The organism is Pseudomonas sp. XS1P51 (assembly GCF_054897845.1).
The window spans coordinates 1,308,715-1,323,314 of the sequence record NZ_CM142707.1; the positions used below are offsets into that span (position 1 = coordinate 1,308,715).

Sequence of the window (14,600 nt, forward strand, 5' to 3'; positions counted from 1 at the left end):
GTCAAGCGACGGCTACGACGTCGAGAATCCGCTGGACCACCCGGTCCTGGTCGATGCCAGCGGCTTCGGCTTCAAAGGAAAGAATGATGCGGTGGCGCAGCACGTCGAACAGCACGGCCTGAATGTCTTCCGGGCTGACGAAGTCGCGCCCGGCCAGCCAGGCGTGGGCCCGGGCACAGCGGTCGAGGGCGATCGAGCCGCGAGGACTGGCGCCGTAGGCAATCCATTCGGCCATCTCCGGGTCGAACTTGGCCGGGGTGCGCGTGGCCATGACCAGTTGCACCAGGTATTCCTCCACGGCGTCGGCCATGTACAGGCCGAGGATTTCCTTGCGCGCGGCGAAGATCGCCTGCTGGCTGACCCGGCGCTCGGGTTTGGTTTCGCCGTTCAGGGCTTCGCCACGGGCCTGTTGCAGAATGCGGCGTTCGACGGCCGCATCCGGGAAGCCGATTTTCACGTGCATCAGGAAGCGGTCGAGCTGGGCTTCGGGCAACGGGTAGGTGCCTTCCTGCTCGATGGGGTTCTGCGTGGCCATCACCAGGAACAGCGGCGACAGCTCGTAAGTGCTGCGCCCGACGCTGACCTGGCGCTCGGCCATGGCTTCGAGCAGTGCCGACTGCACCTTGGCCGGGGCGCGGTTGATTTCGTCCGCCAGCACCAGGTTGTGGAAGATCGGGCCTTGCTGGAACACGAAACTGCCGGTTTCCGGGCGATAGATTTCCGTGCCGGTGATGTCGGCCGGCAGCAGGTCGGGGGTGAACTGGATGCGATGGAACTGTGCCTCGATGCCTTCGGCGAGTTCTTTGATGGCCTTGGTCTTGGCCAGGCCCGGAGCGCCCTCGACCAGCATGTGGCCGTCGGCAAGCAAGGCGATGAGCAAGCGCTCGATGAGTTTTTCCTGGCCGAGAATCTGCGTTGAAAGAAAGGTTCGCAGCGCGAGCAGCGCTTCACGATGTTCCATCGATGACTGTTCCTGGAAAGGGTGACCGAAGACGTTCGAATAACGCCAGGGCTGGGGGCGTTACTTTAATCCATCGCGGGGGGCGGCGACTAACGGCATTTTGTGCAAAGTGCGGGAAATGATTAGCAAAATTGTTGGAAGTTTGTGTGGGGCGCAGGGTGGTTTCGTTCTTTAAGGGCCTCATCGCGAGCCGGCTCGCTCCCACAGGTGACCGGGTTCTTTCATGAAAATGCGATCAATTGTGGGGGCGAGCCTGCTCGCGATGGCGGTCGCTAAGGCCCGAAATTCAGAGTTGGCTGATGTAGGTGCCTGTCCCCTTGAGGATGTTCTGCAAGGTTTCTTCCACTTCCGCCAGATCGCCGGCATCGGTGCTGTGAATGATTTCCAGGGAATCATCACCATTGAGCGCATCGGCGTCAGCGGCGGCGATTTCGATCAGCAGGCGGGTAGGGCTGAGGGTGACTTTCACGCCATCCAGGGTCGAAGGCTCGCCGTCGAGGGTGATTTCCAGCTCGTCTTCATCCGGATAACGGGTCATCAGGAACATGTCGCCCTGATTGCTGTGGCAGCAGAGCATGGCCATGTTGTCTTCTTCGTCGTCGCACGGGTTGACGATCAAGAGGGAGGTGGTCATTTGCATGGGGAATTCCTGGCTCGGCGAGCGCTGTAAAAACGAACAAGGAGCGATTCTGCCAGCCCCCGGGAATTTCTGCTCGGCTGAGTGTCAGAGGATGTGCTGTGAACACTTGGAGTGTTACTGGTCATTTCTGGTACGGATGTGCCGTAAAACCGGGCATAAACCGCCCGATTTTCTGCATGGCTGCTAGTGTTGTTCGAGGTGTATGCCGCGAGCTGCGTACCGATGACCGAATATGTCGCAGCGCCGCAAGCACGGGCCTTGCCGCACTCGTTAAGCTGCGCAACGGATGAGTACCTGTAAAGACATTGCGCTGCACGCAGTCCAGTCGTTTTTGCAGATGCCCATTCATGGAAGGTGAATGTGACCTGAGTGTCTCGTCCAGCTTCACCCACCTGTCATCCTGTTTCCTCTGCCCGAGAATCAGGACAGGGTGACGGATCGCCCCGAAAGGGGTTTTGCACGCGACGCTTCCATCAATAACAAGCCCAAGCGGAGTACCACAGATGGCGTTCTTCACCGCAGCCAGCAAAGCCGACTTCCAGCACCAACTGCAAGCGGCACTGGCCCAGCACATTAGTGAACAGGCACTGCCACAAGTGGCGCTGTTCGCTGAACAATTTTTCGGCATCATTTCCCTGGACGAGCTGACCCAGCGTCGGTTGTCCGACCTCGCCGGCTGCACCCTTTCTGCGTGGCGCCTGCTTGAGCGCTTCGATCACGCGCAACCGCAAGTGCGCGTCTACAACCCTGATTACGAACGTCACGGCTGGCAGTCGACCCACACCGCGGTCGAAGTGCTGCACCACGACCTGCCATTTCTGGTGGATTCGGTGCGTACCGAGCTGAACCGTCGCGGTTACAGCATCCACACCCTGCAAACCACTGTGCTGAGCGTGCGTCGCGGCAGCAAGGGCGAGCTGCTGGAAATCCTGCCAAAAGGCACCCAGGGCGACGACATTCTGCAAGAGTCGTTGATGTACCTGGAAATCGACCGCTGCGCCAACACGGCCGAACTGAATGTCCTGAGCAAAGAGCTGGAGCAGGTTCTCGGTGAAGTCCGCGTCGCGGTCGCCGATTTCGAGCCGATGAAAGCCAAGGTCCAGGAAATCCTGACCCACCTGGACAGCAGCCAGTTCGCCGTTGATCCCGAAGAAAAAGCCGAAATCAAAAGCTTCCTCGAATGGCTGGTGGGCAACCACTTCACCTTCCTGGGCTATGAAGAATTCGTGGTTCGCGATGAGGTCGACGGCGGCCACATCGTCTATGACCAGGATTCCTTCCTGGGTCTGACCAAACTGCTGCGCACCGGCCTGACCTACGATGACCTGCGCATCGAAGACTACGCCGTGAACTACCTGCGCGAACCGACCCTGTTGTCGTTCGCCAAGGCCGCGCACCCAAGCCGTGTACACCGTCCGGCTTACCCGGACTACGTGTCGATCCGTGAAATCGACGCCGACGGCAACGTTATCAAGGAATGCCGTTTCATGGGCCTGTACACCTCGTCGGTGTATGGCGAGAGCGTTCGGGTCATCCCGTACATCCGCCGCAAGGTCGAGGAAATCGAACGCCGTTCCGGCTTCCAGGCCAAGGCCCACCTGGGCAAGGAACTGGCGCAGGTGGTCGAAGTGCTGCCGCGTGACGATCTGTTCCAGACCCCGGTCGATGAGCTGTTCAGCACTGTGATGTCGATCGTGCAGATCCAGGAACGCAACAAGATTCGCGTGTTCCTGCGCAAAGACCCGTACGGCCGTTTCTGCTACTGCCTGGCCTACGTGCCGCGCGACATCTACTCCACCGAAGTGCGCCAGAAGATCCAGCAAGTGCTGATGGATCGCCTGAAAGCCTCGGACTGCGAGTTCTGGACCTTCTTCTCCGAATCCGTGCTGGCCCGTGTGCAGCTGATTCTGCGCGTCGATCCGAAGAACCGTCTGGATATCGACCCGGTTCTGCTGGAAAAAGAAGTGGTACAGGCCTGCCGCAGCTGGCAGGACGACTACGCGAGCCTGGTCGTGGAAAGCTTCGGCGAAGCCCACGGCACTAACGTGCTGGCCGACTTCCCGAAAGGCTTCCCGGCCGGTTACCGTGAGCGTTTCGCCGCCCACTCGGCCGTGGTCGACATGCAGCACCTGTTGAGCCTGAGCGAAAAAAATCCACTGGTGATGAGCTTTTATCAGCCGCTGGCCCAGGTCTCCGGTCAGCGCATGCTGCACTGCAAGCTGTACCACGCCGATACGCCGCTGGCGCTGTCCGACGTGTTGCCAATCCTGGAAAACCTCGGGCTGCGCGTGCTGGGTGAATTCCCGTATCGCCTGCGCCACAACAGTGGCCGCGAGTTCTGGATCCATGATTTCGCCTTCACCGCTGCCGAAGGCCTGGAACTCGACATCCAGCAACTCAACGACACCTTGCAGGACGCTTTCGTCCACATCGTGCGTGGCGATGCCGAAAACGATGCCTTCAATCGCCTGGTGCTGACGGCCGGCCTGCCATGGCGCGACGTGGCGCTGCTGCGTGCCTACGCCCGCTACATGAAGCAGATCCGTCTGGGCTTCGACCTGGGCTACATCGCCAGCACTTTGAACAACCACACTGACATCGCTCGCGAGTTGACCCGGTTGTTCAAGACCCGTTTCTACCTGGCACGCAAGCTGACCAGCGACGATCTGGAAGACAAGCAGCAACGTCTGGAACACGCGATTCTGACGGCTCTGGACGATGTCCAGGTGCTGAACGAAGACCGCATCCTGCGTCGCTACCTGGACCTGATCAAGGCGACCCTGCGGACCAACTTCTACCAGACCGACTCCCATGGTCAGAACAAGTCCTACTTCAGCTTCAAGTTCAACCCGCACCAGATTCCCGAGCTGCCGAAGCCAGTACCGAAGTTCGAAATCTTCGTCTACTCGCCTCGCGTCGAAGGCGTTCACCTGCGCTTCGGCAACGTCGCTCGCGGTGGCCTGCGCTGGTCTGACCGTGAAGAAGACTTCCGTACCGAGGTCCTGGGCCTGGTAAAAGCCCAGCAAGTGAAGAACTCGGTCATCGTGCCGGTGGGTGCGAAGGGCGGCTTCCTGCCGCGTCGCCTGCCACTGGGCGGCAGCCGTGACGAGATCGCGGCCGAGGGCATTGCCTGCTACCGCATCTTCATCTCGGGCCTGTTGGACATCACCGACAACCTGAAAGACGGCGCACTGGTACCGCCGGCCAACGTCGTGCGTCATGACGACGATGACCCGTACCTGGTGGTCGCTGCGGACAAGGGCACCGCGACCTTCTCCGACATCGCCAACGGTATCGCCATCGACTACGGCTTCTGGCTTGGCGATGCCTTCGCATCGGGCGGCTCGGCCGGTTACGACCACAAGAAAATGGGCATCACCGCCAAAGGCGCGTGGGTGGGCGTACAACGTCACTTCCGCGAGCGCGGCATCAATGTCCAGGAAGACAGCATCACCGTGGTGGGCGTCGGCGACATGGCCGGTGACGTGTTCGGTAACGGCTTGTTGATGTCCGACAAGCTGCAACTGGTCGCAGCGTTCAACCACCTGCACATCTTCATCGACCCGAACCCGGAGCCTGCCAACAGCTTCGCCGAGCGTCAGCGCCTGTTCGATCTGCCGCGTTCGGCGTGGTCGGACTACGACACCAGCATCATGTCCGAAGGCGGCGGGATCTTCTCCCGCAGCGCGAAAAGCATCGCGATTTCCCCGCAGATGAAAGAGCGCTTCGACATTCAGGCGGACAAGCTGACCCCGACCGAACTGCTCAATGCCTTGCTCAAGGCACCGGTGGATCTGTTGTGGAACGGCGGTATCGGCACTTACGTCAAAGCCAGCACCGAAAGCCACGCCGATGTCGGCGACAAGGCCAACGATGCATTGCGCGTAAACGGCAACGAGCTGCGCTGCAAAGTCGTGGGCGAGGGCGGTAACCTCGGTATGACTCAGCTGGGTCGTGTCGAATTCGGCCTCAATGGCGGTGGTTCCAACACCGACTTCATCGACAACGCCGGTGGTGTGGACTGCTCCGACCACGAAGTGAACATCAAGATCCTGTTGAACGAAGTGGTGCACGCCGGCGACATGACCGAGAAGCAACGTAACCAGTTGCTCGGCAGCATGACGGACGAAGTCGGCAACCTGGTGCTCGGCAACAACTACAAGCAGACTCAGGCCCTGTCCCTGGCGGCCCGTCGTGCCTTTGTGCGGATTGCCGAATACAAGCGTCTGATGAACGATCTGGAAGGCCGCGGCAAGCTGGATCGCGCCATCGAGTTCCTGCCGTCGGAAGAAGCGATCAACGAGCGTCTCGCGGAAGGCCATGGCCTGACCCGTGCCGAGCTGTCGGTGCTGATCTCCTACAGCAAGATCGACCTCAAGGAAGCGCTGCTCAATTCCCTGGTGCCGGACGACGACTACCTGACCCGCGACATGGAGACCGCTTTCCCGCCGACCCTGGTGAGCAAGTTCTCCGATGCCATGCGCCGTCACCGTCTGAAGCGTGAGATCGTCAGCACCCAGATCGCCAACGATCTGGTCAACCACATGGGCATCACCTTCGTTCAACGACTCAAAGAGTCGACCGGAATGAGCCCGGCGAACGTGGCCGGTGCCTACGTGATCGTGCGTGACATCTTCCATCTCCCGCACTGGTTCCGTCAGATCGAAGCCCTGGATTACCAGGTCTCGGCCGACGTCCAACTGGAGTTGATGGACGAGCTGATGCGTCTGGGCCGTCGCGCTACGCGCTGGTTCCTGCGCAGTCGCCGCAACGAGCAGAACGCTGCCCGTGACGTCGCGCACTTCGGTCCGCATCTGGCCGCGCTGGGCCTCAAGCTCGACGAACTGCTGGAAGGCCCGACCCGCGAAGGCTGGCAGACCCGCTATCAGGCTTACGTCGCCGCTGGCGTACCTGAGTTGTTGGCGCGCATGGTTGCAGGCACCACTCACCTGTACACCTTGCTGCCGATCATCGAAGCGTCGGACGTGACCGGCCAGAACGCAGCAGACGTCGCGAAGGCTTACTTCGCCGTCGGCAGCGCGCTGGACATCACCTGGTACCTGCAACAGATCAGCGCGCTGCCGGTTGAAAACAACTGGCAGGCCCTGGCCCGTGAAGCGTTCCGTGATGACGTCGACTGGCAACAACGTGCGATCACCATCTCGGTCCTGCAACAGGGCGACGGCACCCAGGACGTGGAAACACGCCTGGCGCTGTGGATGGAAGAGCACGAAGGCATGATCGAACGCTGGCGCGCCATGCTGGTGGAAATCCGTGCTGCCAGCGGCACCGATTACGCCATGTACGCGGTGGCCAACCGCGAACTGCTGGACCTGGCGTTGAGCGGGCAAGCGGTAGTGGCTGCGACCGCGACTGTCAGTGCCGAGTTGGAACCGGCGGCCTGATCAGGCGTTGAATGAGCAAGCCCCGTCTCGAGAGAGGCGGGGCTTTTTTATCTGAAGGTTTTGGGGTGTCTGGTCGGGCCTCATCGCGAACAGGCTCGCTCCCACATTGGTTTTGCGTCGTCCACAGAACTCATGTGGGAGCGAGCGTGCTCGCGATAGGGCCAGAACCTCAATACAACTTCCGGCCAGTTTTATTATCGGCCATCGACACTTTATCTGTCGGCCTGGTCAATAAATTACTGAGCGACTGGTCAAACTTCTGCAGCGCCCGAACTTGCACATTCTGTTGTTCATTAATGTCCGCCACTATCTCTTCGCTGCGTTTATAGTCCGCCCATAACGGACTTAATGCTCTGGCGTCATGCCCTTGAGCAGTACCGATGTAATTGAAGTTAGAATCGTAGAAGTCCGCACTGACATCCGCCTCGATATCCGAACTGCGCGATGTCATCAGTTGGCTGCGAGTGTCGACGACGGCCACTACATCCGGTTTCGCGGCCCTGAGGCTTTGCATGTCCGGATACACCGTCACCGAGCCAAACTGACGCTGCAAGGACGCCTTGACCCAGTCCACCGCCAGGTCAGGTTTTGAGGTGGTGACGTAGGCATCGTGAATCGACTGCACCAGCAGGCTCTGGCCGAAACCGGTGCCGGCATTGGCCTGATAATGCTGCAGGTACGCGCGATTGGTCTGGGTATTTCGGCTGTAGACAATGCCCAGCGATACATCGCTGCCATTGGCAACGCTCGTGGCGCTGCTGCGGCCGACGGGTTCAGTGAAGAGGCCGTCCAGCGAGGACACTGCCTTGGGCGCGGTGGGCACCGAACAACCCATTAACAGAACTGTGAGCGACAGGGTGCTGACAAGCGCAAGTTTCATGGTGTTTCTCCAGTGAAACAACTTCAGTTGGAAAGTTTAAGTAGTCGCAAGTATTCGGCAGTGATTCCAGACTAAACCTGTCGTCGTTGAATAAAATAGCCAATTGCTGCTCTTGTCAGGTGACCAATAGTTTTGTTTGGTTTAACAGTCTTCGGTTAATTGCGCAGAGAAATAAACAGGCCCGAATGGCAGATTCGGGCCTGTTTATTTATGGCTGGCGCAACAGCTATCAGTTTTTTAACGGGATCAATATTTGTTCGTTCGGCGACAACACCATAAACACCAACAGTTTGGCCGGTTTGGTCGCACTGGCATTTTTCGAGACCAGATGCTCCGACCCGGCCGGCTCGTACCAATATTCACCGGCCTTGTAAGTGATCGCCTTTTCACCTTTGACCTGGGAAATGATTTCTCCCGAAATGACGTATGCCATGGCCGTGCCTTCATGCATGTGGGCGATGGACGATTGGCCGGGCAGATAGTCAACTTCGATCATCAGCGCCTTTTTATCGGGCACGTTTTTCAACATCTGGTCCTGCAACACCGTGACCTTTTCCGAAGGGGCCGTTTCGTGGGCGAATGCCGAGGCTGAAACGGTCAGGGCAAGGGCGGCGAGGGGAGCTGCACAGTAGCGTAAGGCGTTCATGGTTATCACCTGCTGTGGTTAGTCGTCAGGGACCACAGTAAGTCTCATCCATAGGCAAGCAAACAGCCAATGTTCGTGAAGGCAAGGGGACCAATCAAGGGGGTTAAAAAAGAAGATCGCAGCCTCCAGCCACGCCTGCAGAGGTACCCATTCCCTGCAGGTGTGGCCGAAGACTGCGATCTAATTTTTCTAGACGATAGGAAAGCTGTTGAAGTCGACGGCGTTGGCCAGGCGGCTGTCGATCAGGCCGATAAAGCCTTGCACTTCGGGGCAGTTGAAATGCGATTGCATGGCCGCTTCCGATTGCCAGCGGGCGCTGACAGTCCAGCGGTGGTCGTCCTCAGGGCAGCGGTCGACCATATAGGAATCGCAGCCCGGTAGTTCGCGCAGGGTTTCGACAATCTTTTGCAGTTGCTTACCCAGTTCATCCGAGCGGCCGGCCACAGCCTGCACCTTTACGGTATTGATCACTTCGTTGGACATTACTCACACTCCTGAATCAAGCCGGACGAATCCTGCTCATTGAGGGATAACGCCTATGCAGGATAGGCCTGCACCCTTGGGCCGCCAATAGCCAATCGCCGGATAAAAACGCAGACCAATCCGTCAGGCAACTTGTTGCAAAATGTCTCGCAGGCGGTCCAGAGCGATATCGATGTCCAGTGTTTCGATGGCGCCAAAACCCAGGAAAAGCCCGGCCCGGGGCGCCTGCTGGTAGTAAAAGCTGTCGATGGCGTAGAGCCCGACTTCGACCTTTTTGGCCAGTTCGATCACCAATGGAATATCGATAGGCACTTTGCACATAACCACCATGTGGAACCCGGCGGTGGAGGGCACGGCCTCAAGCCAGGGTGAGAGGTCGCCGGCCATGCGCGCGAGGATGCGTTCGCGGCGACCGGCGTAGACCGTGTGGCAGCGCCGAATGTGCTTGAGCAGGCAGCCTTCGGCGATGAACTTGGCCAGCGCCCATTGGGGCAGGGTCGAGGTGTGCAGGTCGGTGAGCTGCTTGGCGCGGATGACTGCTTGAAGAATCGCCGGGGGCAAAATCGCATAACCGAGTCGCAACTCCGGCAGCATGGTTTTCGAAAAGGTGCCGACATAGGCGACGATCCCGCGCTCATCCATGCTTTGCAAGGAGTCGGTGGGGCGGCCCTCGTAGCGGAATTCGCTGTCGTAATCGTCCTCGATGATGATCGCGCCCAGCTCATGCGCCCGCTCCAGCAGCGCCACCCGGCGGGCCTGGCTCATGGGCATGCCCAGCGGGAACTGGTGGGACGGCGTGACGTATATCAACCGCGTGCCATCGGGGATTTTGTCTACCTCAATGCCCTCGGTATCCACCGGCACCCCGACCACCGTAGCGCCGTGGCTACCGAACAACAGGCGCGCCGGCGGGTAACCGGGGTCTTCCATTGCGACAAGGCTGCCTGGCTGTGTCAGCACCCGCGAGATAAGGTCCAGCGCCTGTTGGGCGCCGTTGCACACCACCACGTCTTCGTCCTGGCAGTTGACCCCGCGCGAGAATGCGATGTGCCGGGCGATCGCGTTGCGCAGCGCCGGCAACCCTTCGGGCAGGCTGTAGAAACCCTTGGAACCGGCGATCTGGCGCAAGGCGTGGGAGGTACAGCGCCGCCAGTCATCCTGGGGAAACTGGCCCTTGCTGGTGGCGCCACCGATGAAGTCGTAACGCAACGAGCCCTCCAGGGTGGGATGGCGCAGAAACACCGGCAGATTGCGCCAGTACTCAATGATCTCGGCACTGGCCAGCTCGGTATGGCTCTGTTTACGGGTGATTTGCGCCGGCCGGGCGTTGACGTAGGTGCCTTTGCCGATGATCCCGGTGAGGAAGTTTTCGTAGGTCAGTTGCGAGTAGGTGTCGGAAATGGTCTTGCGCGAGATGCCCAACTGTTCCGCCAGCAAACGACTGGGCGGCAGCTGTGTCCCGGCTGCCAGACGACCGGATTCGATGGCGCTGCGCAGTTGGTTGTACAACTGGCCTGCCAGGTCCTTGCGGCCGTTGATGACAACATGAAGTTCCATACCGGCAAGGCTCCTGGGGCGGTTGAGGCGCGTGTGCGTCGCGCCAGATTACCCGCAAGCGTTGCTGCGCAGAAGTTGCGTGGGCGAAAAACCCGGGATTGGTCTGCAATCACGTTGGTCCACGGTTTTTTCGCAGAATTGGATCTGTAACGCCTGCGCATCAACGCCTAACTTAAGGATTAACTATCGATCCACGAGGCACTCCATGAATTCCCGTCTGGATTACTACAGCGCATCGCCCAAGGCGATGAAAGCGATGATTGCCATGGAGGCCTTGACCAGCAACCTCAGTATCGAGCCCGCACTGCTGCACCTGATCAAGATCCGCGCTTCGCAGCTCAATGGCTGCGCCTTCTGCACCGACATGCACTCGGTGGACGCCCGGCGCCTGGGCGAGACCGACCGGCGCCTGTATTCGATCGTGGTCTGGCGCGACAGCGGCTTCTTCAACCCTCGGGAACGCGCGGCGCTGGCCTGGACCGAGGCGGTGACCTTGCTCTCCCAAAGCCACGTACCGGATGACGTCTACGCTCAGGCCCGGGAGCAGTTCAGTGAAGGCGAGATGGTCGACCTGACCATCGCTGTCACCACCATCAATAGCTGGAATCGCCTGGCAGTGAGCTTTCGACAAGCGCCCAGCGCTTGATGCCGTTGTCACACCAGTTTCATCAACGGTGCGCAGGATGAAGCTTTCAAAGGACAGATCGACAGGGAGTCATCGATGTCATTCATGGAAACCACAGGGCGTCAGGGCCTTGCCGAGTACCGTTCGCCTGTAGAAACAACACTGTCCTGGCGTGCGCTGGCAGCCGCGATTGATCCGCAGCTGGTTCAGGCGTTCACGGTCAGTGCCCGCTGCGGCTGTTTCATGCAGGCGGCCCGCAGTCTCAACATCAAGGCGACCCTGCTGCGCAAACAGTTGGCGCAGCTTGACACTCAACTGCAGTGTTCGCTGTTCATCCATGCCGACAACGGCATTGCCCTCAGTCGTGAAGGGTTGCAGCTTCAGGCGCAGTTGATCGCACTGGCCCATGAGCGCGACTTACCGGTAATCGAACAGCCGTTGATTCGCCTGGCGGTCGCCGAATCGATCCTGCATGACATTCTGGGGCGCGACCTGGTGGCCTTGCTTCGGCGCAATGCCAGTGTGCGCCTGGACATCATCACCCTGGACAGCGAACTGTCCCTGCAAGCGGTCAGTGCCGATGTGGTGGTGTGGCTGGCCGGCACCGATACGCCGTTGCCGGGCCCCAGTTTTGCCGTCAGCGAGCCCCGGCGCCTGGCGCTTCTCGACTACCGGCCGCACATCGCCAAGCGTTATTCACGGGTGGCATCACGCCCGGACAGCCTCGATGACCTGGCCGATTTCCTGCTGGTGCAATGGCAGCATGACCGCCAGGTCGACAGCTTTGTGCCGTGGAATGCGTTGGTGGAACAGCGCCTGGCCGGGGTGGTGCAATTGCATGCCTATGAGCTGATGCTGGAGATGATCCGTTGCAGCGCCTGCATTGGCCTGCTGCCCGGCTATATGAGCCGCTTCGACCGCGGCCTGATCGCGTTGCCGGGGTTGTTCGATCAACCGATGCAGCGCCAGGTGTGGATGGCGGTGAATGCGCAGTCTCAGGGTGAAGCGCAGGTGCAGATGATCGTCGAGTTGATCCAGAACACTTTCAATGAGCGGCGGGAGTGGTTCGAAGGCTGACCACTGCCCAAAAATGTGGGAGCGAGCCTGCTCGCGATAGCGGCCCGACAGTCGACATCACTGTTGACTGTTATGGCCCCATCGCGAGCAGGCTCGCTCCCACATTGGTTCTCGCTATACCAAAAGAATGCGTTGTAGAGTGAGCGGCCATGTCTGTCTCAAGGATGAATCACCCATGCCCGTCACTGACGCCCAAGGCCGGTTGACTCAGTCGCCCAACGCAAACGCCACCGCCGCCTGCGCATGCAGTTCGGTGGTATCGAGCAGGGGCAGGGCGCTGTGTTCGGGCTTGATCAGCAGGCCGATTTCGGTGCAGCCGAGGATGATTGCCTGGGCGCCACGTCGGGTCAGGGATTCGATGATCTGCTGATACACTTGGCGCGACGCGTCGCTGATCACCCCGACGCACAACTCGTCATAGATAATCCGGTGCACGGCCTGCCGTTCCTCGGCATCCGGCACCAGCACGGTCAGCCCCATCGACGTCAGGCGTTCCTTGAGGAAATCCTGTTCCATGGTGAACGCAGTGCCCAGCAATCCGACCTGCAACGCCCCCGCATCGACCGCAGCCCGACCGGCCGGGTCGGCGATGTGCAGGAACGGAATGTCGATCGCTGCCTGAATCTGCCCGGCGACCTTGTGCATGGTGTTGGTACACAGCACCACGCAGTCGGCGCCGCCAGCCTCCAGCCGCCGCGCGGCATCCACCAGGATCAGCGCCGCATCGTCCCAGCGGCCGGCATGCTGAGCCTGTTCGACAGGCCCGAAGTCGACGCTGTACATTAGCAATTTCGCCGAACGCAACGGCCCGAGGCGATCGCGCACCTGTTGGTTGATGAGACGGTAATACTCGGCGCTGGACTCCCAGCTCATGCCGCCGATAAGGCCGATGGTGCGCATGGTGTGCTCCTGTTGATGGCAGTTCTTTGAGTGAGAATGCCTTTATTGGAGAGTATCCGGTGGATCTTGCGGCCATCTATCAGGAAATTTCACATGCTGAGTCAGCCTCTGCTGGGCGATAAAGTGAGCATGCAACTCTTGCCCCGTGCCGCTTACAGCGCGCGTGATCCGGCGCAGTCGCAAACCCTTGGGGTGACGCTGGAGCGCCAGCAGGGCGTTCACTCGATCGATTCCGACCATCGGGTCGATTTCGACACACTGCCCGGCGTGCTGGCTTACACCCCGGTTGGCGTGGAAGTGTTTTCCGAATCGGCCAGCGGCGGGGAATACCTGCTGATGCGCCTGGCCGAGCCGTTCGCCAGCGAGCATCTGCCCGCCGTCGGCCATCGCATGCAGTCTTCAGGCAATCGACAGGCGTTGGCCCTGGCACGCGAGGCGCGGCGTCTGCTGCTTGCTCCGCAACCCGACCTTCTGGCGCTTGAGCAATGTGCCTTGGGATTCGTGAATTTGACTCACCCGAAAGCCGAAATGGCTTACCGGACCACACCCAGGACTTTCATCCGCGTACTGGACCTGATCGCCGAACAATTCCATCAGTCCCTGACGTTGGAACAGCTGGCCGCGGCCTACGGGCAAAACGAGCTGCGTTTTCTGCGCGACTTCACCCGCGCCATCGGCCTGACACCTCACGCTTATCTCGTCGAAATGCGACTGCAGGCGGCCCGGCGGATGATTGAACACACCGACCTGTCGCTGGCCAGCATCGCGCTGGAGGCGGGCTTCGCCCATCAGTCCCACATGGGCAGCGCTTTTCGAAAATACCTGGCGATGACCCCCAGCCAGTACCGCTCACGCTTTTAGTCGTACGCCGGCAGCCCGCATCTGCCATGCTCAAAGTCCGCAGCACTGCTTCAACCAAAGGAACACCGCAATGAGCGACGTACAGCAACTGGGCGAGATGCTTCGCCACTACGCAGAAAGCGAAGCGCACAAGAAACAACTGTTTGAGTCGCAATCGGCCGTGTGGGCGACGCGCATTGGCGAGCTGTTCGATCAGATCCAGCAATGGCTGGAACCGGTCCAGGCGCCGAATCTCCTGGAAGTGAGCCGCGAAGCGTATGTTGCCTCGGGGCCGAGCGTTCCGGTTGAGACCTCGACCTTCAAGACCGAGAAGCTGGGCATCGTGATCGCCGGTAAACCGGTGGAGTTCGTGCCGGATGTGATGGGCGCCGGTGGTCAGATTTCACTGGCCGTGATGGGCCTGACGGCCGCGCGGTACGGCAGCATTTCGCTGGTTTGCCTGCCACCGTCGAGTAGCTGGCAATGGCGCAAGACCAACGGCTTGAAAGACCCGGATACCTTTGCGTTCGATGCGAATTTCCTGGCGCAGCAGTTGCAGAGCCTGATCCCCCGCGAACGCAGCTAA

At 60.0% G+C, this 14,600-nt stretch carries 12 protein-coding genes; 5 read left to right on the plus strand and 7 right to left on the minus strand.

Annotation, left to right across the window (positions count from 1 at the left end):
• Position 1: 1 nt before the first annotated feature.
• Positions 2-961 carry an AAA family ATPase gene (locus ACYZUD_RS06115; protein WP_003218556.1) on the minus strand — a complete coding sequence of 320 codons (960 nt, stop codon included), beginning with the start codon at positions 959-961 and terminating at the stop codon, positions 2-4.
• Positions 962-1,247: 286 nt separating this feature from the next.
• Complete coding sequence (locus ACYZUD_RS06120) at positions 1,248-1,601, minus strand: hypothetical protein (protein ID WP_462023102.1); 354 nt, start codon at positions 1,599-1,601, stop codon at positions 1,248-1,250.
• A 503-nt stretch (positions 1,602-2,104) separates the two neighbouring features.
• Here ACYZUD_RS06120 and ACYZUD_RS06125 point away from each other — a divergent pair.
• On the plus strand, positions 2,105-7,006 hold the full coding sequence (locus ACYZUD_RS06125) for an NAD-glutamate dehydrogenase (RefSeq protein ID WP_462023103.1): 4,902 nt from the start codon (positions 2,105-2,107) through the stop codon (positions 7,004-7,006).
• A gap of 169 nt (positions 7,007-7,175) precedes the next feature.
• Here ACYZUD_RS06125 and ACYZUD_RS06130 read toward each other — a convergent pair whose 3' ends face one another.
• The 4 genes from ACYZUD_RS06130 to pdxR all read right to left on the minus strand — a co-directional run bounded on the left by ACYZUD_RS06130 (position 7,176) and on the right by pdxR (position 10,572).
• Positions 7,176-7,886, minus strand: coding sequence for an ATPase (locus tag ACYZUD_RS06130; RefSeq protein WP_462023104.1), 711 nt, complete (start codon positions 7,884-7,886; stop codon positions 7,176-7,178).
• A 229-nt stretch (positions 7,887-8,115) separates the two neighbouring features.
• Positions 8,116-8,532, minus strand: coding sequence for a cupin domain-containing protein (locus ACYZUD_RS06135; protein ID WP_462023105.1), 417 nt, complete (start codon positions 8,530-8,532; stop codon positions 8,116-8,118).
• 189 nt (positions 8,533-8,721) lie between these two features.
• Positions 8,722-9,015 (minus strand): antibiotic biosynthesis monooxygenase family protein, encoded by a 294-nt coding sequence (locus ACYZUD_RS06140; protein WP_462023106.1) that lies wholly within the window; start codon positions 9,013-9,015, stop codon positions 8,722-8,724.
• Between the two features lie 123 nt (positions 9,016-9,138).
• Positions 9,139-10,572 (minus strand): MocR-like pyridoxine biosynthesis transcription factor PdxR, encoded by a 1,434-nt coding sequence (pdxR, locus tag ACYZUD_RS06145; RefSeq protein WP_462023107.1) that lies wholly within the window; start codon positions 10,570-10,572, stop codon positions 9,139-9,141.
• A gap of 205 nt (positions 10,573-10,777) precedes the next feature.
• On the opposite strand from pdxR, the gene ACYZUD_RS06150 reads away from it, so the two are divergent.
• Positions 10,778-11,218: a carboxymuconolactone decarboxylase family protein gene (locus ACYZUD_RS06150; protein ID WP_462023108.1), complete on the plus strand. Its 441-nt coding sequence runs from the start codon at positions 10,778-10,780 to the stop codon at positions 11,216-11,218.
• A 75-nt stretch (positions 11,219-11,293) separates the two neighbouring features.
• Positions 11,294-12,274, plus strand: coding sequence for a LysR substrate-binding domain-containing protein (locus ACYZUD_RS06155; protein WP_462023109.1), 981 nt, complete (start codon positions 11,294-11,296; stop codon positions 12,272-12,274).
• A 207-nt stretch (positions 12,275-12,481) separates the two neighbouring features.
• Here the strand turns inward: ACYZUD_RS06155 and ACYZUD_RS06160 are convergent, their stop codons facing one another.
• Positions 12,482-13,174: an aspartate/glutamate racemase family protein gene (locus tag ACYZUD_RS06160; protein ID WP_462023110.1), complete on the minus strand. Its 693-nt coding sequence runs from the start codon at positions 13,172-13,174 to the stop codon at positions 12,482-12,484.
• Between the two features lie 93 nt (positions 13,175-13,267).
• Here ACYZUD_RS06160 and ACYZUD_RS06165 point away from each other — a divergent pair, with 93 nt between their 5' ends.
• Both ACYZUD_RS06165 and ACYZUD_RS06170 read left to right on the plus strand, forming a co-directional pair.
• Positions 13,268-14,035, plus strand: a complete 768-nt coding sequence (locus ACYZUD_RS06165) for a helix-turn-helix domain-containing protein (RefSeq protein WP_462023111.1) — start codon at positions 13,268-13,270, stop codon at positions 14,033-14,035.
• A 70-nt stretch (positions 14,036-14,105) separates the two neighbouring features.
• Positions 14,106-14,600: a hypothetical protein gene (locus tag ACYZUD_RS06170; protein ID WP_462023112.1), complete on the plus strand. Its 495-nt coding sequence runs from the start codon at positions 14,106-14,108 to the stop codon at positions 14,598-14,600.